The organism is Novipirellula aureliae (genome assembly GCF_007860185.1).
GTDB classification, from domain to species: Bacteria; Planctomycetota; Planctomycetia; order Pirellulales; family Pirellulaceae; genus Novipirellula_A; species Novipirellula_A aureliae.
Genome location: NZ_SJPY01000001.1, coordinates 932187 through 957163, shown reverse-complemented (window position 1 = coordinate 957163; position 24977 = coordinate 932187). Strand labels below are relative to the sequence as shown.

General features: G+C 52.7%; 20 protein-coding genes. 14 read left to right on the top strand and 6 right to left on the bottom strand.

Annotated elements, in window-relative coordinates:
- Positions 1–288 precede the first annotated feature (288 nt).
- From Q31b_RS03615 to Q31b_RS03590, 6 genes are all read left to right on the top strand, one after another.
- On the top strand, positions 289–1059 hold the full coding sequence (locus Q31b_RS03615; RefSeq protein ID WP_146598250.1) for an SDR family oxidoreductase: 771 nt from the start codon (positions 289–291) through the stop codon (positions 1057–1059).
- A gap of 54 nt (positions 1060–1113) precedes the next feature.
- Positions 1114–3159 carry a glycoside hydrolase family 88 protein gene (locus Q31b_RS27850; RefSeq protein ID WP_197170846.1) on the top strand — a complete coding sequence of 682 codons (2046 nt, stop codon included), beginning with the start codon at positions 1114–1116 and terminating at the stop codon, positions 3157–3159.
- A 128-nt stretch (positions 3160–3287) separates the two neighbouring features.
- The gene (gene kduI / locus Q31b_RS03605; protein WP_146598249.1) at positions 3288–4115 is read left to right on the top strand and encodes a 5-dehydro-4-deoxy-D-glucuronate isomerase; all 828 of its coding nucleotides are present in this window, start codon (positions 3288–3290) and stop codon (positions 4113–4115) included.
- A gap of 68 nt (positions 4116–4183) precedes the next feature.
- Entirely contained in the window at positions 4184–5200 is a 1017-nt protein-coding gene (locus tag Q31b_RS03600; RefSeq protein WP_231617278.1) for a TRAP transporter substrate-binding protein, read from the top strand.
- Positions 5197–5727: a TRAP transporter small permease gene (locus tag Q31b_RS03595; protein ID WP_231617277.1), complete on the top strand. Its 531-nt coding sequence runs from the start codon at positions 5197–5199 to the stop codon at positions 5725–5727. The genes Q31b_RS03600 and Q31b_RS03595 overlap by 4 nt, the downstream gene beginning before the upstream one ends.
- A gap of 1 nt (position 5728) precedes the next feature.
- Complete coding sequence (locus Q31b_RS03590; RefSeq protein WP_146598248.1) at positions 5729–7099, top strand: TRAP transporter large permease; 1371 nt, start codon at positions 5729–5731, stop codon at positions 7097–7099.
- Between the two features lie 205 nt (positions 7100–7304).
- Here the strand turns inward: Q31b_RS03590 and Q31b_RS03585 are convergent, their stop codons facing one another.
- Together Q31b_RS03585 and Q31b_RS03580 are read right to left on the bottom strand one after the other, a co-directional pair.
- Positions 7305–7496 carry a hypothetical protein gene (locus tag Q31b_RS03585; RefSeq protein ID WP_146598247.1) on the bottom strand — a complete coding sequence of 64 codons (192 nt, stop codon included), beginning with the start codon at positions 7494–7496 and terminating at the stop codon, positions 7305–7307.
- 158 nt (positions 7497–7654) lie between these two features.
- Entirely contained in the window at positions 7655–8671 is a 1017-nt protein-coding gene (locus tag Q31b_RS03580) for an NAD-dependent epimerase/dehydratase family protein (RefSeq protein ID WP_146598246.1), read from the bottom strand.
- Between the two features lie 386 nt (positions 8672–9057).
- On the opposite strand from Q31b_RS03580, the gene Q31b_RS03575 reads away from it, so the two are divergent.
- The 6 genes from Q31b_RS03575 (at position 9058) to Q31b_RS03555 (ending at position 15142) form a co-directional block, all read left to right on the top strand.
- A complete protein-coding gene (locus Q31b_RS03575) occupies positions 9058–10884 on the top strand; it encodes a hypothetical protein (protein WP_146598245.1) in 1827 nt (608 codons plus the stop codon).
- Positions 10885–10935: 51 nt separating this feature from the next.
- Entirely contained in the window at positions 10936–11979 is a 1044-nt protein-coding gene (locus tag Q31b_RS03570; RefSeq protein WP_146598244.1) for an endonuclease/exonuclease/phosphatase family protein, read from the top strand.
- A gap of 2 nt (positions 11980–11981) precedes the next feature.
- Positions 11982–12224, top strand: coding sequence for an RNA-binding S4 domain-containing protein (locus Q31b_RS03565; RefSeq protein WP_146598243.1), 243 nt, complete (start codon positions 11982–11984; stop codon positions 12222–12224).
- 102 nt (positions 12225–12326) lie between these two features.
- Positions 12327–12905: a hypothetical protein gene (locus tag Q31b_RS03560; protein WP_146598242.1), complete on the top strand. Its 579-nt coding sequence runs from the start codon at positions 12327–12329 to the stop codon at positions 12903–12905.
- 68 nt (positions 12906–12973) lie between these two features.
- Positions 12974–13330 (top strand): hypothetical protein, encoded by a 357-nt coding sequence (locus tag Q31b_RS28835; protein ID WP_231617276.1) that lies wholly within the window; start codon positions 12974–12976, stop codon positions 13328–13330.
- Between the two features lie 447 nt (positions 13331–13777).
- Positions 13778–15142, top strand: a complete 1365-nt coding sequence (locus Q31b_RS03555; protein WP_231617275.1) for a tetratricopeptide repeat protein — start codon at positions 13778–13780, stop codon at positions 15140–15142.
- Between the two features lie 6 nt (positions 15143–15148).
- Here the strand turns inward: Q31b_RS03555 and Q31b_RS03550 are convergent, their stop codons facing one another.
- Positions 15149–17248 carry a fused MFS/spermidine synthase gene (locus tag Q31b_RS03550; RefSeq protein ID WP_146598241.1) on the bottom strand — a complete coding sequence of 700 codons (2100 nt, stop codon included), beginning with the start codon at positions 17246–17248 and terminating at the stop codon, positions 15149–15151.
- Positions 17249–17551: 303 nt separating this feature from the next.
- Positions 17552–18514: a tRNA (adenosine(37)-N6)-dimethylallyltransferase MiaA gene (gene miaA, locus Q31b_RS03545; RefSeq protein ID WP_146598240.1), complete on the bottom strand. Its 963-nt coding sequence runs from the start codon at positions 18512–18514 to the stop codon at positions 17552–17554.
- A 219-nt stretch (positions 18515–18733) separates the two neighbouring features.
- On the opposite strand from miaA, the gene Q31b_RS03540 reads away from it, so the two are divergent.
- Positions 18734–19291, top strand: coding sequence for a GNAT family N-acetyltransferase (locus Q31b_RS03540; protein ID WP_146598746.1), 558 nt, complete (start codon positions 18734–18736; stop codon positions 19289–19291).
- Between the two features lie 41 nt (positions 19292–19332).
- Here the strand turns inward: Q31b_RS03540 and Q31b_RS03535 are convergent, their stop codons facing one another.
- On the bottom strand, positions 19333–20649 hold the full coding sequence (locus tag Q31b_RS03535; protein ID WP_146598239.1) for a coproporphyrinogen-III oxidase family protein: 1317 nt from the start codon (positions 20647–20649) through the stop codon (positions 19333–19335).
- 1133 nt (positions 20650–21782) lie between these two features.
- On the bottom strand, positions 21783–22862 hold the full coding sequence (locus Q31b_RS03530; RefSeq protein WP_197170840.1) for an outer membrane protein assembly factor BamB family protein: 1080 nt from the start codon (positions 22860–22862) through the stop codon (positions 21783–21785).
- A 618-nt stretch (positions 22863–23480) separates the two neighbouring features.
- Between Q31b_RS03530 and aroD the strand changes: the two genes are divergently transcribed.
- Positions 23481–24971, top strand: a complete 1491-nt coding sequence (aroD, locus tag Q31b_RS03525; RefSeq protein WP_146598237.1) for a type I 3-dehydroquinate dehydratase — start codon at positions 23481–23483, stop codon at positions 24969–24971.
- Positions 24972–24977 lie beyond the last annotated feature (6 nt).

Genomic DNA, 24977 nt, shown 5'->3' with positions numbered 1-24977 from the left:
CACCGAGAGCCCAGTTTGAACGATCTGAAATGAAAACGACATTTCTCGTACTCGCTGCGGTCGATGCATTTTCATGCACCCTGGCCTCCGCTACCCGCCACCGTAGAACTGGCCTACCGATTTGGGTTTCCTGCTGATTTGGTTTGAGGAACCTTCCCACCTCAACGGCGTTGTTCGAATAGCCCTCGATAGCGAGCGAATGGTATTGGGAAGAAATGCTCGTCGTTTGCCGAGTGGTTTGCAAAAAGATCTTTGGAATGCTTCAAGAGAGAGAAGGCGGAGTTAGTCATGATTTTGGATTCATTTAATTTGGCGGGAAAAACCGCACTCGTGACCGGGGCCTCAACAGGTATTGGCCAAGGGATGGCAACGGCGTTGGCAGAAGCCGGTGCGGATATCATCAACCTATGCCGCACAGAGAAGGAGGGCGAGCGAGGGTTTACCAAAGACATCATTGCAAAACTTGGTCGCAACTACTTCTTCTATTCAACGGACTTCAGTGACCGCGAATCCCTCTATGCGGGGATCAAAGTCGTTAAAGAGAAGTTTGGCACGATCGACATTCTGGTCAACAATGCCGGAACGATCATGCGGAAACCGATCGCCGAACATCCAGATGAATACTGGGACCGCGTCATCGAAATCAATCTGAATTCACAATTCATCCTGACACGTGAATTCGGCAAGGACATGGTAGAGCGGGGCAATGGAAAAATTGTCTTCACTTGCTCGCTGCTGACGTTTCAAGGTGGCATCACCGTTCCCGGTTACGCAGCTAGCAAGGCGGGCGTTGGTCGTTTGGTGATGTCTTTTGCCAACGAATGGGCGAGCAAAGGAGTCAACGTGAACGGGATTGCACCTGGCTACATTGCAACTGCGAATACCCAACCACTGCGTGACGATCCCGTTCGTTCGAAAGCAATTTTGGAACGCATACCCGCCAACCGGTGGGGGACACCGGAAGACTTCGGCGGTCCCTGTGTCTTTCTAGCATCGGAGGCATCGTCCTATATGAATGGATCCATTGTGACCGTCGACGGCGGTTGGATGGGTCGGTAAGTTCGGTAAGTTACGTGCGGATCGGTGAATGACTCCATTGAAAAAGGTTTACAAATGAAATTTAGCACAGTGTTTCTGGCGACATTGATCGCGTGTTTTGGAATCCAAGCGGCGAAAGCCGCGAAGCCTACTCCCGAAGAGGTGAAAGCAATCACGCAAAAAGTTGCGGATTGGCAGATCAAGACGTTTGAGGACTCCAGTAAGTACCGAGCCTTGTCCGATCGGGATCGCCAACGATTGCAAAATGGGGGAAGACCGCTTGCAAAACATCACGATTTGACCTGGCATCACGGTGCCCTCTATGCAGGTATGAATCAATGGCGAGGCGTTGCGGATGATCCAGTTAAGTATGCGGATTGGCTGTACGAGATCGGCCAGCGAAATGGATGGAACCCTCATAAGCGAAAATATCATGCGGATGACCACACGGTTGGCCAATTCTATCTGTCGATGTATGAGGACTTCAAAGATCCAGCAATGATCGGACCGATTCGAGCGAGGTTCGATGATATTTTGGCCCATCCAAAGACGGGAACTCTGCTATGGAATGAGACGCCGACCGATGCGCACAATCGCTGGGGTTGGTGCGATGCATTGTTTATGGCACCGCCCGTCTGGGCGCGATTGGCGAAAATAACGGGCGATCAAAAGTACCTCGATTTCATGGATCAGGAGTACCACGCCACGTGTGATTTGCTCTGGGATAAAGAGGAAAGTTTGTTCTGGCGAGACTCAAGTTTCTTCGAAAAACGTGAGGAAAATGGCGAGAAAATCTTTTGGGCACGCGGCAATGGCTGGGTCTTCGGCGGACTTGCCCTCATGCTTCCTGACCTACCAAAAGACTGGAAAGGCCGTGAGTTCTATGTCGACTTGTACAAGACGATGGCCGCGCGACTCAAAACCATTCAGCGAGAAGATGGCACTTGGTCAATGGGCCTGCTCGGCGGCGTGGAGGGTTACCCGGTCAAGGAAACCAGCGGAACCTCGTTCTTTACTTTTGGCTTGGCATGGGGCATTAACAATGGAATCCTCGATCGTGCGACGTACGAGCCGGCAGTGCTGAAAGGGTGGCAGGCGCTGACGCAATGTGTTACCGAGGAAGGTCTGTTGGGGTATGTACAACCGGTAGGCGCTGCACCAGGCGATTCCTATCCAGACAAGACCGAGGTCTACGGTATCGGTGCGTTTCTCGCCGCTGGCACCGAAGTCTACAAGATGCTCGGTGGAACCGTTAACCCGGCAAAGCCGCGGCTCAGTGCCGGACGGCCTACCGCGACTCCTGACCAATCAAGTAAAACAAATGAGACTCGGACATTTTGTCGATTCGTTCCCGAACGCCAAGACGACTTCGCCTGGGAAAACGATCTCATTGCCTTTCGCGCGTATGGTCCCGCACTACGTAGCGGAGCGGAAAATAGTGGTATCGACTGCTGGCTCAAACGCGTGACCTATCCGATCATCGACAAGTGGTACGCAGAAGCCAGCAATGGGAAGTCGTACCACCAAGATCACGGCGAAGGACTCGACAATTATCACGTCGGTTCCTCCGCGGGGACTGGCGGAACGGGACTTTGGCTCAACGGCAAACGCGAACCACTGGAAACCTACACCAAATACGAAGTGATTGAATCCACGCCCGCAAGGTCGATCTTCAAGTTAAGCTATGAGCGGGAAATTGACGGCGTGGTCTATGGCGAAGAAAAAACGATCACCATCGAACTGGGATCACGACTCTTTGATGTCAGTGCCGTTTTTACGAAGGATGGAGAAATCGCGGCCGGATTGCCGATCTGCATCGGCGTGACGACTCATGATGGCAAAGCGAAGCCAATCTCCAATAAAGAACAGGGCTGGATTGCATGCTGGGAAAACCTAGATGCCAGCGAGTTGGGGACCGCAGCGATGATGGCCCCAGAGCGTATTGACGAAATTCGCGTGGTCGAAGCGAAAGACGCAACGGACACAGACGCGGGCCACATTCTCTTGCTTACCAAATCGGATGAGAACGGAATGGTGCGTTACCGCGCCGGCTATGGCTGGAAAAAAGCGGGCGTCATTAAGAGCGAGGCCGATTGGGAAATGTATCTCAACGCTCAATAGTTCAACGCTCAATAGTTCAACGCTCAACAATCCATAGGCCCTTTTGGGATCTTGCTCTCTCCGGCAAAGCGGGGGGAGATGACAAAAACATATATCAGTTCAATAACGCACCACTAAAGGAACGAAACATGGACATACGATACGCCGTTGGGAAATCGCAGTACCAACGCATGACCACGGATGAATTGCGCAACGAATTCATGGTAGATTTGTTCGAAACAGGCAAACTCAATCTGCTCTATTGTGAAGTGGAACGGGCGATTGTTGGCGCCGCTGTTCCAACGCAGTCCTGTTTGGCACTTGAGGCAGGCAAAGAACTAGCAGCGGACTACTTCTGCCAGCGTCGCGAAATTGGCGTGCTCAACATCGGCGGCAATGGAACCGTAACCGTCGATGGCACCGATTATTCGATGGAGAATCTTGACGGCCTTTATATTGGCCGCGGCGCAAAAGAGGTGGCTTTCCAAAGCGTGGATAAAGATAGTCCAGCGAGATTCTATCTGATTTCGTATCCCGCGCATGCCGATTATCCGACGAAGCAGGCGAAGAAGGCTGACGCCAATGCATTGAAGCTAGGATCGGTCGAAGATGCCAATAAACGCACGATTTATCAGTACATTCACGAGAATGGAATCAAGAGTTGCCAGTTGGTCATGGGCTTTACGGTGCTCGAACCGGGCTGTGTTTGGAACACGATGCCGTGCCATACGCACGAGCGTCGCACGGAGGTCTACTTGTACTTTGGACTCGATGATGATTCGAGGGTGTTCCACATGATGGGCCCAGGTGATGAAACCCGGCACATTGTCATGTCGAATGAGCAGGCGGTTATCTCGCCGATGTGGTCGATCCACTCGGGCTGCGGCACCAAAGCCTACACGTTCTGCTGGGGAATGGGTGGTGAAAACCAGCGTTTTGACGACATGGATCACATCGCTATCAAGGATCTCAAGTGATCCATGAACTCGTAATGAGTTTCGAAGCGGTAGTGAATTGGTAAAACCTCAAAACAGGAGCTGTAACATTGGGTAAATTAACATCCTTTCTGGTCGGCTGGATCGCGATCGGAACTTTGCTGGCAACCGTGGGGTTTTCTCTGTTTCTACGTGCCCAGAAAGCGAGTGCGAGTGGCTCTCATCAAATGGTTTTGAAGCTCGGACACGGTCTCGATACCGGGCATCCTGTTCACAAATCGATGGAGTTCATGAAGCGACGTTTAGAAGAACTCTCGGGTGGAACCGTCACCATGAATATCTACCCAAGCTCCGTGCTCGGTTCCGAAACCCAGTGTATTGAGCAACTTCAAAATGGTTCGCTTACGATGACCAAGACATCCGCCGCAGCGATGGAGAACTTTATTCCATCGATGTCGGCCTTTGGGCTCCCCTATCTATTTCGAGATAGCGAACACTACTGGGCGGTGCTCAATGGTGAGATTGGCCGGGAAATGCTCAGCGAGGGCGAGAAGAAGTTCTTGCATGGACTGTGCTACTATGATGCTGGCTCCCGCAACTTCTACACCAAAGACACGCCGATTCACACGCCTGACGACTTAAAGGGTTTGAAGATTCGAGTCATGAGTAGTGCCACGGCGATCGAAATGGTCAAGGCGATGGGCGGTGCACCGACACCGATCCCGTGGGGCGAACTCTATTCGGCCCTTGCTCAGGGCACTGTCGATGGCGCCGAGAATAATCTGCCTAGTTTCACCTCCAACAAGCACTACGAGGTATGCAAGCACTTCTCATTCAACGGTCACACCCGTGTCCCCGATTTGCTGCTAATGAGTTCTCGGGCTTGGGATAAGCTCGACCCGCAAGTGCAGCAGTGGGTGCAGCAAGCGGCCGACGAGTCTTCGGATTTCCAGCGGAAATTGTGGCAGGAAACCACGACGGAGTCATTGGAACAAGCCAAGGCAGAGGGCGTGACGTTTTATGATGTTGACACCGCCGCCTTCGCCTCTAAGGTAGCTTCCATGCTCGAGAATATTGAAGACTCGCGAGTCAGCGAATTGGTCAAACGAATTTCCGAGGTTGAATGATGCGAACGGGGTTGATTCGATTTATGAAATGGATGACTTCCGCATTGAATGCGATTCTCATCATCGCGGTGGCTCTACTTGTCATTGATGTCGTTTGGGGAGTGTTCACTCGCTATGTGATGGGTGAGCAGGCCAAGTGGACCGAAGAACTAGCGCGGTTTCTGTTGGTTTGGGTGACACTGCTCGGCGGTGCGGTCGCCTTCGGAACCAAGGGACACCTGGGCGTCGACTATTTCGTCGGCAAGCTGCATCCGGACGCAAGAAAACTAATCGCCATCGTCGTGCACCTGATCGTGATCTTCTTTGCGGTTGCCATATTTCTCTACGGCGGAACTCGTGTCGTCTTCGATGCCTTGGCGATGGAACAGACGACGCCCGCATTGGGGTGGAAGATGGGGCATGTCTATCTAGCACTTCCCATCGCCGGATTCTTCATGGTGCTATTCACGATTGAAAACCTAATCGAATCACTGGCCACGCCAGCGGACGAAATGCATGAGGCGGACTCCGCCGGGGAGCTAGACTAAGATGGGTACGGTTGCATTGATTCTCGTTGCTGTTTTTGTGCTGCTATTGGTCTTGGACGTACCGATTGCGGTAGCGATAGCACTGGCTACGTTCGTCACGGTTATGGCCGAAGGGCCTGATCCCTCGATCGTTGTCGCTGCCAACATGGCGAACGGAGTCAACAGTTTTGCTCTGCTAGCGATACCGTTTTTCATCCTTTCGGGACACCTGATGGGCAAGGGGGGGATGGCGAGTCGGCTGATTGACTTTGCTGCCACCTTGGTCGGTTTTTTGCCAGGCGGTTTGGCGTACGTCAATACGCTCACCTGCATGTTGTTCGGATCGATCTCCGGCTCCGCAGCGGCTGCGGTATCGTCCGTTGGCGGGTTCATGATTCCCGAGATGAACCGCAAAGGTTACAACCGAGAATTCAATGTCGCTGTGACGACCACCGCTGCGACCACCGGGCTGCTCATCCCGCCGAGCAACATCATGATTGTCTACTCCGTGGCCGCCGGTTCGGTCTCGATTGCGGCCATGTTCATGGCAGGCGTCATACCAGGTCTGTTGACCGGCCTGTTCATCATGCTGGTGTGTGGCGCCTTTGCAATCAAGAATAACTATCCCCGCGAACCGAGGTCCTCGTTTAAACAGATTCTACTAAGCTTCAAACGTGCGTTTTTAAGTCTGTTTCTGATTCTGGTTGTGATCGGTGGTATTCTAATCGGGATTTTCACCGCCACCGAGGCAGCAGCGATTGCGGTTGTCTATGCATTCCTATTGTCAGTGGTGTTCTATCGCGAAATTAAGCTCAAAGAGATTCCGGATTTGCTTCTACAAACCGGAATCACAACCGCCGTGGTGATGCTCTTAATCGGTGCCAGTTCCGGTATGAGTTGGATCATGACGATGGCCAACATCCCACAGACCGTCAGCGACGCACTGCTGGGGCTTTCGGACAATCCGATCGTCATTCTCCTGACCATCAACGTACTGTTGTTGTGCGTTGGCACCTTTATGGACATGACTCCAGCGGTGCTGATCTTTACTCCTATCTTTTGGCCTGTGGCCGATTCATTGGGAATGCACCAAGTCCACTTCGGCATCATGATGATTGCTAACCTGTGCATTGGCCTCTGTACGCCACCGGTCGGAACTTGCTTGTTCATCGGCTGTGGTGTTGGAAAAACCAGCATTGCCAAAGTCACCAAGACCATGTTGCCATTCTTTGCTGCCATGATTGCGGCGCTGATGGTCATTACTTACGTGCCCGTCGTTTCGCTGTGGTTACCCGTACAGACCAAACAGCTCAAACAGGCCGACGTGGAAGCAAGCACCTTTATGAGATCGACCTCGAAAAGCGAACTCGAATCAACGGATGCCGCAGGCTAGCTTCGTAGGCTGGGTCAAGTTGCGATAGCGACTTGACCCGGTAAGAAATCAAGATGACGCTTGAGCCAATTGCCAAGCGATCGATGCCGGGCCTCCCGCTGCCAGACCAGGCTACGATTTTTCCGAAATAGACGCCAGTGTCGTATTGCCCAGCCTGCCCATTGCCAAGACGCCATCGGTTGTCGCCCCCAATCTGACAAATGAATCACATTGGTGAGTAAGGCTTCGGAGTCAAGATAAATTTGTCGATATGGCTAACGGCGCCATGGTACCGAGGTACTTTTTCGAGCACGTAGGAGCGAACTTCATAGATTTGCGGACTCGATCCGGCAGCGCTGGTGATACCAGACATAGCGACCATCACAAGCGATAAAAACGCAAAGGAAAGAAATGTCATTTCATTGGCTCCACCGAAGAATCTTTTCATTAAACCGTTCTGATTTCGAGGTTGGGCCTCAAAATTGATCTATCTCGGTTGAACATACTATGGAACGATGTTGATCCATTCGAGGTGACAAGCACCAGCAGACCCATCGAAAATATGAAAGGGTACACTCAAAGGTTGTCGATGTACCAAGGCATGTCACGCGCGATATTTTGCTCGAACGTCCTGTCGGGTGCAAAGCCGAGATCGTCGCGAGCCTTCTGGCTCGAACAGGCCCATGATTTGACGACCGCTTCGCGAACTTTGTCGCGGCTAATCAAACTGCTCTTGCCTCGTTTCTGGTTCACTTGCTCGATCACGGATGCCGATAGCTTTCCAACCCAACGCCAAATCGGCCAAACGAGGATTCGAACGCCAACCGCCGCTGCGATCTGTTTGCCGAGCTGGCGATACGTTGGAAATTCGCGATCATCGCAAACGAAATAAATTCCGTTCGCTGAGTGACCATCAAGTGTCGCCCCTTTTTCGATCGACGCCATAATGACTTTCACAAAGTCTTCGACGTGGACAAACGATAGCGGCGGAGTACGAAATCCAATCGTGATGTGTAGCCGAGTGCGATAGATCGATCGAATCAATTCGCCCAATCCTCGATCCCCTGTGCCGTACACAATCCCAGGCCGCAGCACGGTAATCGGCAGACGATCGGCACGACGCATCAGTTCACGCTCCCCTTCGAGCTTGCTTTTTCCATAGAGTGAAACAGGCCGCGGCGGATCGGTCTCGATACGCTTCGACTGATTCGATTCAGCAGGTCCAGCCGCTGCCAGCGATGAAATGCAAATCAATCGCGGCGGCGGTGAGGCAGCTAGGCACGCATCCGCCAATATGCCACAGGCGTCAACGTTCACCCGAAACAGTCGTTTCTCGTCTACCGCGTGAATCTCTCCTGCCAAATGGATGACAGCGTCGACCTCTTCAAGTGCTTTGGCATAGGTCGACGGAGTAAATAGATCTGCTCGAATCAATTCGATTTGCCCCGATTCGAGCAATTCGGCCGGTAACCGATCCGCATTGGAGGTTTCCCGAAGCAGACAACGGCACCGATATCCTTGCTTGACGGCTTCGAGAACCAAATGCGACCCGATAAATCCGGTCGCACCGGTTAGGAACAAAGTCTTTTTCATGCTTTGAGTATGTTCGGCAAGAGGTTGAGGGTAGGCTAGGTTGATGGAGCTCGTCCGCAAGGCTCCAGCCTCGCGGACGGGGTTTTCGCAGTCTCCCGGCTACCAAGCAGCAAATCGAGCAGTCTGATTCGGATGCTTGGCAGCAATCGGCGGCAGCGTTCACTAAGAAGTGTCTCATTTTGGCCTATTTCTTGGTTTGTCGACTAGCCCTCTCAACGGCGGAGCCTTCAGCATCTACAATAAGCCACTAAAGCTACCTGACCCCCTCAACTGTTAAATCTTACCAACCAGGGTTTGCTGTGATTAGGCTGTGTAAATCTTCCATTCTGACCGTCCGACGCTCCGTTTTGCTGGCGTTTGTAGTTCTTGCTTGGTCATGTTGTAACGTGTCGATAGCCCAAATAACGGACGACGACCGCTCTCGGATCGTTACTCAAATTGAGCATTCGCAAAAGTCGGTCGTACCCGAACGATTTCCTGATTTGACGGTGGCGAAGCAGCGAGTCATGCAGCGGATTGAATCGGTTCGAGCCGAGATGCTGTCGCAACCTTCGGCGGCAAACGGGCAAGCTTGGCTCGACTATTTGAACCTCGATCCGATCGCCGAAGCAATCAAAGAGGGTGAATCGGCAGGGAAATTGGCACAGTCAGCTTTTGATCTGCGTTTTCGACTGATCGGCAACCTACCAGGACTCGAAGTCGACGTCCTACGAGATTTGCGTGATTCGGTTGAGCAGCTGATTTCGGCAATCCGGTTTCGCGACGGCGACAAATCAGTAGAGCAGCTTCGCAAACAATTGACTGATTTATCAGCTCGCATCAAAGAACTCGATCGAATCCCCTCATCCGAGGATGCTTCCGCAATCTCGGCGATTATCGGTTTAATCGACGAATCGAACCAAGTGACCGAGGTGGTCAGCTTGTTTCGTGAAATCTTTGGTCGCCCCAATCTTGCTGTTTTTGCTGGGGAGCCAATCGTCACTCGAGCGATTAACCGTGAAGTGAATAACTCGCGACCGGTACAAGATTGTATTTTGGGAACACGCATTGTCGGAAATGCCCATACCAACGGATGCGTCACCGCGACGCTGCTTCCAGCGACCGGAATGGCTCGAATCCAAGTCGCATTGTCGGGCCATGTCACGACCAACAATTTGGGCTACAACGGCCCGGTTCGGCTTCGCACCTCTGGCACTGGGCAAATCGCTGCGTCGCGTGTTTTGAATATCAACGAGCAAGGGGTAACCTTTGATCCGATTTTCACGAACGTTGCCTTGAATACGCAAATCGATGCAATCGAGCACCGACTTGGCATCGTGCGGCGGATCGCGAAAAAGAAGGCCGCCCAGCAGAAACCCAAAGCCGATCGAATCGCGTTGGCAAAATTCCAAACCCAGGTCACCAATGAATTTGCAAAGCAAACGGGCGAAGCATCCGGAATCAAACGGCCTGATCTTACCACGAAAATCATGCCAATCTTGAAGCGAGTGTCTCTCGAAGAGCCCCTTCGAACGTGGGGATCGACAGCAGACTATCTTTTTATCGAGGCAACCGTCCGCAAGCAGAATCAAATCGCGAGTGCCGTCGCCCAACCCCGTATCCTCGGCTCCTTTGAAATGGCGGTCCAAATCGAAGAATCACTGGTGGATAACGTGTTCGGACCGCTACTAGCCGGTCGCACCGTAAAGGAGAGTGAAATCGATGAACTATTAGCACGCCGCGATGAAGGTTTCACTGAGCAGACGAAGATCAAACCCCAAACAGCCCAAAACGAGCTTGCCAGTGACGATAAAAAGGAACCTACGTTCGAGATCGATTTCGCTCGAGTGCAACCGATTGTTTTTGAAGCGCGTGACGGCAAGGTTCGTTTGGGTATCCGGGGAACGCGTTTCAGTACAGGTTCGCGTGACCTGAATGTTCCCATGGAGATCACGGCAATGTACCAGCCGACCCGAACCGACGACGGTCGCGCGATCTTGATTCGCGACGAGGCGATCAACGTTGATTTTCCCGGACAACGGCGTTTGAGCATTTCTCAAGCTGGTTTGAAGCGGAACATTCAAGAGAAGTTCAACGATGTCTTTCCAATGTCGCTCCTCGACCGCACGTTTACCATGCCGCCGACTGTCGAATTCGAGGCGATTCGAAATCGCCAATTCCGGCCAACTTTGATCGATGCACGAAAAGGATGGCTGACGATCGCAGTACAATGAGCTGGTGTACCGAGCGCCGCGTGTTTGCTGTTTAATCATTGGAGGATCCTTTTGCACAACCTGAAACAGAGCTTTCGATGCTTCGGTTGCCTCTTGATCTTTGCGCCGCTGAGCAGCATCTTGTCGGTTGGCATATCGGCGGCCGAGCCAGAAGAATTATCCGTGATGACATGGAACTTGGAATGGTTTTTTGACGATTTATCGGGTGACAATTACAGCGAATTGGCTAAGGAAAAAGCGGCGCCCGACCGAACCCTTTGGGCTTGGAAGCGTGATGCCGTTGCAAAGAGTATTGCCAAAGCGAAGCCGACGATCGTTGCGGTGCAAGAGATTGAAAATCGCCGCGTGCTGTGGTATTTGACGCGAGCACTTGACCGTGATTTTTCTTCGCAATACGAAGAACTCTGCCTCGAAGGTGGTGACCATTTCACCGAGCAAGATGTCGGCCTCTTGTATCGAAAACCAGCAGATTTGATCTTGCAAACGCTGTTCAACCGATCGCTGGCAACTCAAAAAGACGATGCTTATTTTGACGTATCAAAGCATATTATGGCAGTCTTTGAATTCCCGCTTGGTAACGATAAGGTAGAACGTGTCACCTTGTTGAACGTCCATTTGCGGGCACGTGCCGAAGCGATGCCGCTAAGAATTCGCCAAGCACGTTTACTTCAACAGTGGATTGGCGGAACGATTCGAAGTGGCCAAGCGGTTATCTTGCTCGGTGATCTCAACACGGAAGAAACGGGCGACCGAATGAAGCCCAACAGCGACATGGGGGTTGCTACCGGTTTGGAAACGAAGACCAAGGACGATGATCTCGTTGATTTGCACCGCTTCTTGGACAGAAAATCGGGGCAAACTCATATGATTACGGGAAAACAATTTGATCGTATCATGGTCAGTCGCTCGTTGATCGAAGATACTCCACGGATACCCGATTTGGTTTTCAAATCCATTCGTATCCACCCCGAACTCAATATCCAAGCCTCGCCCGATGATCCCGAGAAGCATTGGGAAGGCTATTGGGAAATACCATCTTCTGAACGCGACATAAGCGATCATTATCCTGTCATCGCCACTTTCGAAGTCAAATAGTTATGTCTGCTGATCCGATCGATAACGAGCCTGCTCCGATCCTCCGCTTGGATGATTTTCTAAAGTGCCGAGGCATGGTGTTTACCGGGGGCGAAGCAAAAGTTCGAATCCAAGCGGGGGAGGTCTGCCTTAACGGAGAGGTAGAAACACGCCGCCGAAAGCAGATAACGATTGGCGACGTCGTCGATATTGGCGGCGAGACGCTAATTGTCAACCAGACCGACTTTTTCGATTTTGACGGCTGAGAGGTGCCTCGTAACGTTTGAGCAAGTCAGCATGGTCGTGCGACCGATTGACTGCCTATACGGACTTTGTCAATCGCACTCGGCGGAAGGAACTGCCTCATTATGAAGACGATTTTTACGAGAATCACTCGCCGAAACCCATTAGGCATCGCTGCGTTGCTATTGACGGTGACCGCCATGAGTGCTTCAGCGGAATGGCATGAGTTTTATCATCAATCCCATGTCGATTATCAACGCAATAATGCTTGGCCCGATCCGTTTAACGAGGTAGACGCGCTTCAAGTGACCGCCCCCTTCGAGGTCATGAAACACAATGGTTGGCGAACTCACAATACCGTCGGCAATGAATTGTTCCGTGCCAGTGACGGCCAATTAAGTCCTTCGGGAACCAACCATGTCAAATGGGTAGCCACGCAAGCCCCCGTCGAACGACGTGTGATTTATGTACTTCGTGGCCGAACCGAGGAGGAAACCAACGCTCGTGTGGCCTCGGTTCACCACACCTTGGCCAGTTGCTACATCGTCGGGGCACCGCCTCAAGTCATCGTGACCGAGAAGCAGCAACCAACGGTTTCAGGCAACTGGGCTAACCAGATCACTCGCAAGTGGATGGAAGTATTGCCCAAACCGATGTTGCCTGAGCGAACCGCAGGTGGCGACCAAGCGGCCGCCCAACAATAGATCCCGTAGCCGAGTCTCTCCGAGACTCGTTCCACTCAAACGGCGTCTCGGTGAGAGACGGTGCTGCTATGAAAACAACGTCTCGGAGAGACGCTGCTACGGTGGAAACGGCGTCTCGGAGAGAGACGGTGCTACGGTACAAACAACGTCTCGGAGAGACGCTGCTACGGTGGAAACGGCGTCTCGGTGAGAGACGGTGCTGCTATGAAAACAACGTCTCGGAGAGACGCTGCTACGGTAGAAACGGCGTCTCGGTGAGACGCTGCTACGGTACAAACAACGTCTCGGAGAGACGCTGCTACGGTGGAAACGGCGTCTCGGTGAGACGCTGCTACGGTGAAAACAACGTCTCGGTGAGAGACGGTGCTGCTATGAAAACAACGTCTCGGAGAGACGCTGCTACGGTGGAAACGGCGTCTCGGTGAGACGCTGCTGCTGTGAAAACAACGTCTCGGAGAGACGCTGCTACGGTGGAAACGGCGTCTCGGAGAGACGCTGCTACGGTACAAACAACGTCTCGGAGAGACGCTGCTACGGTGGAAACGACGTCTCGGTGAGATGGTGCTGCTAGGTGGACTTCTGTTTAAGAAGTCCACCTTTTTTTGTACTTATTCGCAAAATGCTTAAATGCACATGGAGAAGACCGCACCACACGGTCGATCCCTACTATTGGAAACATACAATCATTCCGCATATCCGCACGCTTCGATGCCTGCCCCCATCCAGAAGAACGTCAACGGGGGCAGACTGTCGCACTTTCGGGAGACCATCTCGTGACACGTTTCACAAAATTACGCCGCAATCTGCTCCTATCTACCATTGTTGGCAGTACGATGACCTTGTCATCGGGCTGTTCAAACAAGGGTATTTCGATGGCATCGATGAACCCGTTTTCTCGCTCGCCCGTTGCTACGGATCCAGCAACTGGACCGGCGAGTCCTTCGGTAACCGAATCGATCGCATCGACCACCAGCAATGCTGGCAAATCGATCGAAGCAATGGGCGCCTCTGCGAAAACGGCTTTCGGTAAGACGAGCGATGCCTTCGCTGGCGTCTTCCGCCGCGACAAAACGGATGAGATCAACGAAATCTCCGATACCGACCCGCTAAAATTGACCGACAAACCTGCCGATGTTGGCCCTGATGTGTTTGTCGCAAACGGACAACTTTGGGAATCGACTGGAAACTTCACAAAGGCAATGGAAAGCTATAACAAGGCTTTAGAGAGAGATCCAAAAGATGTTCCAACGCTGACCAGCATTGCGAGATTGAATTTCCGTCAAGGAAATCATCCTGAAGCCGTCACGTATTTTCAGCGAGCGATTCAGGAATCTCCCAAAGACGCTGCACTTTACAATGATCTTGGTTTAACATTAAGCAAGACAGGCGATCATGCTCAAGCGGCTCAAATGCTAACCCAAGCATTGGAGTTGTCGCCTGGCACCTCTCGGTATGCAAACAATCTAGCAAGCATCCGATTCGAAGCGGGTGACAAACAGGGTGCATTCAAAGTATTGCAAGATAATAACAAGCCTGCGGTCGCCCATTTCAACATGGCATACTTGCACTATAGCAAAGGCCAAATGGCTGACTCGCGTGGGCATTTAGCGGAAGCGATGAAGTATGAAGCGCAAGCCAGCACCGATGCTGCTGTCCGCCGTGCTGTCGATCGCTCAAGAGAGATGATCGCTCAAATCGATGCCAGTGGAAACGGTAGTGGCATTGCCAACATTGCCCAAGCAACACCCGCAGCACAAGCACCGATGCAAAATCCACAGGCCGTTGCCCAGGTGCAAGCGACACAGCCCGCTCCAGGAGCAACAGGGGTCGCAGGCCAAGCGGTTGGTTACCCCATGACCAATCCGACCGCAAACCAAGTCCCAGCAGCGACGGCAGGCTATCGTCCTGGCACGACGGCGTGGGCGCCCGCAATGGCGTCGATCACGAAGCCCAATCCAACATCAACGCAAAACCCTCCGACGACGCCCAACGATGTGACAGCACCCGCTGGACCAGCGGCGGTCGTAGCGGGAACGCCTGACTGGGGGCATGGCACTTGGGCTCAAAAAGCAGCAGCAAATCCAGCACCGGCAACACCGGCAACACCGGCCCTGCCTGCTCCGCCGACCTACACCGCGCCGACAACGACGCTCCCGACTTCGGCAGCACCCGCCACGGACACCTCGACGGCTGAGCCATTTGCCTTGCCAAATGGATTCACGATGCCGTCGATGTAGTGCCTGCTACCATAGACGCAGGACACTGACGAGGTTGTGATGTTGATCGGTCCACAAGGGAGCATGCTGTAGCTGCTCCGATGTGGCCGTTTGACCGCTGACGATTGCTTCATCTTGCCAGAATGCTATATCGGGTGCGGCTAGAATCATCCATGTCGAGGAAGTGGTTCCAATGGAGTCATCCCCCTTGGCACGAATCATTCGACTTTCAAGCCCCGATTCATTGGCCAACCGATGGACCAAAGGCGCTAAGTCGAGATGCTTGTTCGATACATGAACGGCCAATACGCCGTTTTCCGCGAGCCTGCTTCGGTACAACGTGAAAGCCTCGGTCGTCAATAGATGAGCGGGAATCGCATCACTGCTGAATGCATCAAGAACGAGGAGGTCAAACTTGGTTTTATCCAGTTTTTCCAGTAGCAATCGGCCGTCGCCAAGGTGATGCCGAATCGTCGAAGGACACATCTCCATAAATCGAAAGTGCTCCGAGGCAATCTGTAGCACTGCAGGATTGATTTCCAACATATCAAACTCATCTTGCTCGCGTCCGTATGCAGCTAGCACTCCACAGCCGAGTCCCACGACACCGATTTTCTTGCCGCTCGAGTCTTGCTGTATGGCTGTGAGGACTCGCCCCACACCACTTTTTCGGCCATAGTACGTCGTTGGCTCACATGCAACGTCACCCGGAAGCTGCATCCCATGGACGGTACTTCCGTGAACAAGCTGAATGCCTTGGGGAGTCTCCAGCACGCGTAATACACCAAAGAAGTTTCGATCCGACGCGATCGTTTGGTCTTGTTCCGCGAATTTAGCGATCGCAATCGGTGCGACCATCAACGCGATCCCAAAGTATTTCGCGTTCCATGCGGCGTCCCAATCGTACTCCGCGACGTTCCATCGCTGACATGCAAAAAAGATAAAAAACGCAACCCCGGACGCGATTGATAGCGAAAGCGGCAATTCTGCAAAACTATTGAATACGAGCGGGCAGACGATCGCGACGACCATGCCGCCGATCGCTCCGCCTGCCGAAAGTAATGCGTAATACTGTGTCAAATACTTTGCGGGTGGTTTGAGCCGAGCGACTTCACCATGGCAAAGCAAACAGAATCCTAGTAGCAGAATCATGTAGCATGTCGCTTCCACAAGCAACGGGAACGATTCGGGGAACGCACCTTTGACGGCAATAACAACGATCGCAACCATCGTCAGACCGGCAATCCATTTTGGTTTGTACCAAGCCGGCGAATCGAAACAGATGATGAAACTCAATAGATACAAACTTAACGGCAACACCCACAAAAATGGGATCACGGCAACGTCCTGGCAAACATGATTCGTAACGACCAAGAGCAGGGTCGATGCAAGTGCAGGAAGCACCAACCAGAGCAAGCGAACCGACCAGATGATTTCTACCGATTTTGATTCTTCACAATGCCCTCCATCGGAGTCTCGAGTACAGCGGCCTGGCTTTCGCAATAGACCGATGGCGACAGCACCTTGAACGAGCACGAAACCACAAAACAGTAACGACCAAACGACCGACTGATTCGAAACCGATAAAAATGGCTCAACCACAAATGGGTAGCTCAGCAGCGCGATGAGCGACCCAGCGTTGGACAGAGCATAGAGCCGATAGACGCGGTCACTCGAATCTTGGTAGCTGAGCCAAGCTTGAATCAATGGACCAGTACTCGAAAGTACGAAGTAGGGTAATCCAACATGGCAAAGCAGCATCCACAACAGGAAGGTCGTCGGCGATTCGCTACCCGTCGGCTTCCATACTTCGGACGGCTCGATCGGCAATGCCAAGGCGGCGGATCCAAGCAAGACGAGGTGGATCGAACCTTGGATGGCGGGTCTGAAATATGTCTTCAATACATGCGCATAGAAGTAACCTGCGAAAAGCAAAAGTTGAAAAAACAGCATGCAAGTCGTCCAAACCGCTGGCGTGCCACCGAACCACGGCAAAACGCATTTACTAATGACCGGCTGAACTTGAAACACCAAAAACGCGCCGAGCAGCGTCGTGGCAGCGAACCACAGCATCGGCAGTCCCGATTGGCCGGATCGTGCGGTCTGTGAGGGATTTACGTTGGTCATGGAGTGGGCTTTGCAGGTCGAGAATGATAGACAATGCAAAACCATAGGTCACACAAACGGCCGAGTGCTTTGGCACAACGAAGAATGAGGGCAAGAATCTTTCGTGACGGTGGCTTCCCGCTGCAGCTTACTGGGGGCAAGATGCCCCAGCCACTCTTTTGCCAAGCCGAAAATCAAGCCGTGACAATGCACTCGGAATGCGGTGCAGCGAACCAATGACGACACTCAGCACCGATCGCCACGATTCTTCCCCCTTCCCCAAATGCGTCGGGGCGAACCCGCGAAGCGTCTTCGGGGAGAGGGCTAGCTTGACAAAAAACGCGTGTGGATGATATTAGCGATCTCGTTCGAACTTATCGATTCATTGACCTCGATTCTGTCAATTTCACTAAACGAGCGTAGCCATGATTCTTGTCGTTTCGCTAACTGCCGGGTGTGGATAGCGATTTGCTCTTTCGCTTCGTTGATCTCGCCACCCGTTTCCAAACATGCGATCAATTCGCGATAACCGACCGCCTGTGCGGCTGTTTTAGAAAGGGGTGGCTCAAGCTGCAGCAGTGCTTTGACTTCATCGACTAAACCGTCTTGAAACATCCGTTCGACTCGTTCGTTAATTCTCTGATGCAATTGCTTGCGATCCCAAGCAATCCAAAACACACGGCCTCGAGCTGCATCGATCGGTTCGTCGAATTGGACTTGTCGATGGCTAAGGGGCTGACCCGTTTGGTGAGCCACTTCAAGGGCGCGGATCATTCGCCGTGCATCTGCAGGATCGATGCGATGGGCAGCTAATGGGTCGACTTGCTGTAGCCGCTTGTGCAACGCTTCGGTGCCGTAACGATCGACATCTTGTTCGACCAATCGGCGAAACGCCTCGTCCGCAGGCGGACCTGGATCAAACCCCCTAAGGATCGCCTTTAAAAACATTGGCGTACCGCCAACAAAGATGGGTATTTTGCCGCGTGCTTCGAGTTGCTCGACTACCGCGTGAGCCTGTTTCAGATAACAAGCAACACTAAACGTCTTGCTGGGGGAGACCAAATCAATCAAATGGTGCGGGACACGCTGCTGGTCCTCGATGGTCGCTTTTGCCGTGCCAATGTCCATCCCACGATAGACTGCGATCGAATCGAGCGACAAGATTTCGCCGTTGATCTGTTCCGCCAAGCACATCGCAATCGAACTCTTACCCGACGCCGTTGGGCCCGTCACGACCATGATGCGACCGGCAAGGGACGTATAGGTTTGATTTGATGGATGCTGCATCCGACTAGTCGGTTGGTTTCGGGAGCGAGTCAAGTTGTATCGTCAAAGTCTCTGTAGGCAAAATAGCGAGTCTCGCCCCGCTTGAAAACAGATCCAATCCCCAAAAAAATCGATAAGCGGACGCCCGTTGGTTTGCGGGGTGCTAAACTATGGGTAGACAGCCTCGTCCCCTATTCTTAGCTGAGACAGACGTTTGATTATTACGATGAGTCAAGATTGATGGGGTTAACCTATTTTAAGCGATTTCGAATGGAGCTCGATCTGGCGAAGCTAATCGTCGACCACTCCCTCTGCCCGGCTGGATACGAATTGGTCCCCTTCCGCGAGGATTTGCTTCGTGAACATGCAGCGGCCAAGTACCGCAGTTTTCGTGAAGAACTCGATGCGAACGTGTTCCCTTGCCTGGCTCAGCGTGATGGGTGCTTGCGGTTGATGCGTGAAATATCGGACCGCATCGGCTTCGTCCCCGAAGCCACTTGGTTGATCCGTTACCGCCCCGTTCCCGGAGCACGTCCCGAAGCGATCGGCACCATCCAAGGAATTCAATTCGAAGGTTGGGGAGCGATCCAAAACGTTGGTGTCGTCCCGGAACATCGTGGCAAAGGATTGGGCTCGATTTTGCTGATGCACGCGGCCAAAGGTTTTCGTTCCGTGGGCCTGCTAAAGATGCATCTCGAGGTGACAACCGACAACACCGCTGCAGTCCGGCTCTATGAGCGGCTCGGCTTCCGTCGTGCCGAAGTCGTCTACAAAGCGGCCGAAGTTGCCGGAGTGTAGAGAATCCGCACAAATGGCCAATGCAAATGACCAGTGGCAAACTACGTATAGCGGACCCCTTGATGCTCGGGTTCGAAGAACGCGGGTAGTAGCCCATCGGCTTGCAGCAATCCTTGTCGCGTTAATCGAATCGTCCCACCATCAATCGTCACCAAGCCTTCCTGAACGTATTGGTCCCACACCGCTCGCCAGCGGTCAACAATATCGACTTGGAACTTATCTTGGAAATAGCTGACATCCAGAAAGCCTCGTTTCAAAAGTAGTATCATCTCCCGGACTAAACGCTGATGTTCCGTCGGAACGAAACCACGTCCGAGAGGCAATTCGCCCGATTCGATCGTTGACAAGTAAGGTTCTAGCTCCGGTAAATTTTGGTAGTGCACGCCGCTGGCATGACCAAAACTAGCGATACCGGTCGCCAGCAAATCCGCTCCTTGCCACAAATTGTCACGATAGGAAAAGTTTACCTTGTTAGGATCTTTTACGACCGTGTAGGCACTGCTAACGCTGTACCCCGCTTTCACAAATTCACTAAACGCATCATCGACCCAATCGCGTTTCGTTTGCCAATCGGCGACAGGACTTTCCGTTTGATTGCCCAAAATATCTTTGCTGTAGACCGTGTTAAAAGGCAATTCCATCTGATAGATCGTGACACTTTCGGGGGAAAGCTCAAGGGTGCGTCGGATGTTGTCTTTCCAATTGTCCCATGTTTCACCGACCATCCCAGCAATCAAGTCAATGTTGACGTTCGGAAAGTTCGCTTCGCTAATCCAATCCCACGCATTAAAAACCTGCTTGCTCAAGTGAGCGCGTCCGTTTTCTTCGAGCAGTTTATCCGAAAAGTTTTCAATCCCTAAGCTGAGCCGCGTGACGCCCAGATCCTCGCGAAGCGTTTTTACCTTCGTCTCGCTGAGCGTACCAGGTTCGCATTCAAACGTCACTTCTTCGGCACCATCCCAAGTGATGTGCTCCCTTAGCCGATCGGCAAGTTTGACGAGTTGCTTTGGAGCGAGGAAACTCGGTGTGCCGCCTCCGAAATAGACGAAGCGAAACGGACGATCTCCCATCACTTCCAATTGACTTACCAGCGATATCTCGCTGCAGAGTGCATCGACGTAACGTTGAACTTCCGCCGATTTGACATCCGTGAAAACTTTGAAGTAACAAAACTTGCATCGCTTTCGGCAGAATGGAATGTGCAAGTACAAACCGAGCGGAGTCGCTTCGGTCGGCGGACTGTCGAGAGCTTGGCGAACCGCAGGCAATTCCCCAGGTGTCCACTGGCTGTAGGGTGGATAGTTGGAGATGAAATAACTACCAACGTTGGTTTTCTTATCGCTTGCGGTTGATGACATTTGTTTCTCTTTGCGGGAGGTAAAACGGTTATCTCAACCGTTCATCGATTAAATCGTGGACGTGGCCCAGGCTTCCAGCCTGGAGTTTTATTGTGGCCCCAGGCTACGGTATCAAACGTGGCCCAGGCTTCCAGCCTGGGGTTTTGTTGTGGACCCAGGCTTCCAGCCTGGGGTTTTGTTGTGGTCCCAGGCTAGAAGCCTAGGCTACGGTATCAAACGTGGCCCAGGCTTCCAGCCTGGGGTTTCGTTGTGGACCCAGGCTAGAAGCCTGGGCTACGGTATCAAACGTGGCCCAGGCTTCCAGCCTGGGGTTTCGTTGTGGCCCCAGGCTAGAAGCCTGGGCTACGGTATCAAACGTGGCCCAGGCTTCCAGCCTGGGGTTTCGTTGTGGTCCCAGGCTAGAAGCCTGGGCTACGGTATCAAACGTGGCCCAGGCTTCCAGCCTGGGGTTTTATTGTGGTCCCAGGCTAGAAGCCTAGGCTACGGTATCAAACGTGGCCTAGGCTTCCAGCCTGGGGTTTCGTTGTGGCCCCAGGCTAGAAGCCTAGGCTACGGTATCAAACGTGGCCCAGGCTTCCAGCCTGGGGTTTTGTTGTGGTCCCAGGCTAGAAGCCCAGGCCACGGTATCAAACGTGGCCTAGGCTTCCAGCCTGGGGTTTCGTTGTGGTCCCAGGCTAGAAGCCTAGGCTACGGTATCAAACGTGGCCCAGGCTTCCAGCCTGGGGTTTTGTTGTGGTCCCAGGCTAGAAGCCTGGGCTACGGTATCAAACGTGGCCCAGGCTTCCAGCCTGGGGTTTTGTTGTGGTCCCAGGCTAGAAGCCCAGGCTACGGTATCAAACGTGGCCCAGGCTTCCAGCCTGGGGTTTTATTGTGGTCCCAGGCTAGAAGCCCGGGCTACGGTATCAAACGTGGCCCAGGCTTCCAGCCTGGGGTTTCGTTGTGGACCCAGGCTAGAAGCCTGGGCTACGGTATCAAACGTGGCCCAGGCTTCCAGCCTGGGGTTTTGTTGTGGTCCCAGGCTAGAAGCCTGGGCTACGGTATCAAACGTGGCCTAGGCTTCCAGCCTGGGGTTTCGTTGTGGACCCAGGCTAGAAGCCTGGGCCACGGTCACGCGGCGATTCCGCCTTACATTATTATTCAAAGCATCGAAGGATGCCGTTATCGTCAGCAACGTACAACTGTACGCTGCCCGACGGAGTCTTTTCAATCACAGGTGCTGCAACAAACGATCCGCGAATTTCAAATTTCCAAATTTCTTTCCCCTCTTGGAGTGACAAGCGGATCAAACGACCATCGGTCGCCGCAATCCAAACATCGTCGCCTGCAATCACAGGCGAAGCGTCTGCGCGTCGCTGTAAAGAGTATCGCCACAATCGCTCACCCGTTTTTAGTGACAATGCATCAACCTGTTTCTTTTGGCTGCTAACGACCACGGTGTTCGCTTGAATTGCCGCACTACTGCGGTACTCCTGCGATCGTTCCTCGTCAACATAACGCCATATTTGTTTCGCGGTTTTCCAATCGAACGACAACACTGCCCCATCCATGATCGGCAAAACGGCAAGGTTGCCCGCGACGGCGACGGTCGAACCGGTCGGACCGCCCAATGGCATCGGTTCACCGATGCCTTTCCCCGTTTCCAAGTCGACCACGTGCAATCGCCCGTCACAACCGCCGAGGAAAGTTCGCGTACCCGCAATGGTAGGACTACAACGAATTTGGTCATCGGTTTGGTACGTCCACTTCAATGTGCCATCGTCGCTCTCAAAACTGTACAAGCTGCCATCCTGGCTGGTGACCAGAACGGTCGATTTATAGAAGGCAGCCGAGCCATTGATTTCGCCATCGGTCTGCTTTTGCCAAACAATGGTTCCTGAATCGGCTTCGATGGCGTAGACATTTCCCTCCACATCGCCAATAACGAGCCTGTTTTCCTGCACCGCTGGAGCGGCGATAAAGCCTGTATCAAAATCGTGGTTCCACACCAACTTGCCGTTTGAGCGATCGACCGCATAGAGTTTCCCCATCACGTCGGCCACGAAAATGAGTTTTTCGGCGACGACCGGCGCCGCTTCGATTGCCTCGTCGGCTTGGAATTCCCACTGAACCGATAGGTTTTCTGGAACGCTCCTAACAATCTCGTTTTCTGCCGCTGCATGCGTCGATATAAGCCACATCGATAAGAAAACGACGCCAACGAGGGTCAAGAACATCGGGGAACGCTGCGCCGTTTCCAGTGCAAACCGATCCGGTATGCTTATCCCAGTGGCTCTTCGAGCCTGCCCGGGAACCCAATCAATTGCCAGCTTCCGGCTGCCGAGAGGAACTTTTTCGACGCGGCAGTCTCTGCCGCCGTGCGTTCGCAGGCGGGGCCCCCCAAACGAGCCCTTTGCGGTGGCGTTTAGCGAGAAGTGTGAATTTCTGTCAGCCATACTTGTGAAATCACTTTGAAGGGAAGTTTTCGATTGGCAGAGGATCATTAGATTCTAGCAGTTCTCAGTCGTTCAATCAGCCTAAAACGGATGTCGCTCGGGTTTCCATGCAGGTCATGGGCTGGCAAAATCCCTGGGCGTCGAACCTCTTCGGTTCAGCATCGATCGATTCCCCAGCTCTCGGCCTGTTATTTGAAGCCATTTCAAATATAAATAGGGGGCGTTTGGGTTTGCGAGGCGAATACCACCACAAATTGACCAGTAGCCAACATTTCATTTTAGAGCAATCATATCGTTTTTGTTCGATTATTATGGGGTGATAACGTTTCGATTGGGTAGACGTCCCGTTTCCATGGCAATTTCCTTACCTTCTCTCCTTGATCTTTTTCGATTTTTTTCATGATTTGTGTCAGTCTTGGGCGTGCTCGCCACAAACGAATGATCGCCGAACACAAGTATCTTGTCGAACAAGGTGCTGAGTTGGTCGAGCTACGGCTCGATTTTATCGGACGCGCAGTCAATTTGAAGCGATTGATTGACGATCGGCCGGGACCGGTCGTCGTCACCTGCCGCCGCCGCGAAGATGGCGGACGTTGGATGAAGAGCGAAAAAGAACGCATGATGCTGCTCCGCTCCGCCATCGCGGCAGGCGTTGAGTATGTCGATATCGAAGCCGACGTGGCATCGCAAATCCCTCGATACGGTAAGACCAAACGGGTCATTAGTTACCACGAGTTCACACAGACACCCGACGATCTTGAATCGCTCGCCGCTGCGATGGCTGAGGAGGATGCCGATATTGTTAAAATTGCTTCGATGGCGACGACCTTTTCCGATAACGTTCGCATGTTGGAGTTGGTCAAAAATGCAAAGCAACCCACGATTGGGATTTGCATGGGCGAAATCGGGATGATTACTCGGATCCTTGGTGAACGAGTCGGTTCGCCATTTACCTATGCAACGTATAGCGCTGACAAAAAATTGGCTCCCGGCCAATTGAACTGGAAAGAAATGACGGAGCTGTATCGCTACAAACAAATCAACTCGGAGACAGAGCTTTTTGGAATTGTCGGCGATCCCGTCGCCGACAATTATGCTCCCCTAGTCCATAACACCGCGTTTTATGAACAAGACTTGAACGCCCGCTTTTTGCCATTTCGAGTCCCCAGTAACGATTTGCATAAATTCATGCAAAGTGTCAGAGATCTGAAAATCAGTGGCGTCAGTGTCGCAGCCCCTCATTCGCAGGCCGGTTTAGAGTATTGCACGCAAGCCGAATCGAGTGCCAGTGGCATCGGTTCGATCAATACGATGGTGTACCAAGGCAAAGACAATTTGGGCTACAACACCGATTATCGTGCTGCGATGGACTGCATCTCGGAAAAACTGAAGCTAAAGAAGGATGTCGAGAAACCAATGCAAGGCGTCAATGTCTTGATCCTCGGTGCTGGCGATGTCGCTCGTGCGATTGCCTGGGGACTTCGACATCGAGGCGCCGACGTTACCGTCGCCTCGCGGACGATGGATAACACCCGAGTACTCGCCTCCGAGATAGGATGCCGTGCAATCGAATGGGATCAACGCCATGAACCCAAGATCAATCTTTTGATCAATGCAACACCAATTGGAATGCACCCCGACCTCGACCGGTCACCGTATGATGCCAGTGCGATGACGCAGTTCTTGGTGGTTTTTGATTGCGTCTTTAACCCCGAAAGCACCCTCTTAATCAAATATGCACGCAAGCATGGTTGTCGGATTATCACGGGTGTCGATATGTTTGTTCGCCAAGCAGCCTACCAACACAAATTGTTTACCGGTCAGGACGCGCCCATGGCGACACTACGCAAAACGATCAAAAATGCCACCAGTCCCGTGCGTCTGAACTAGCACCCC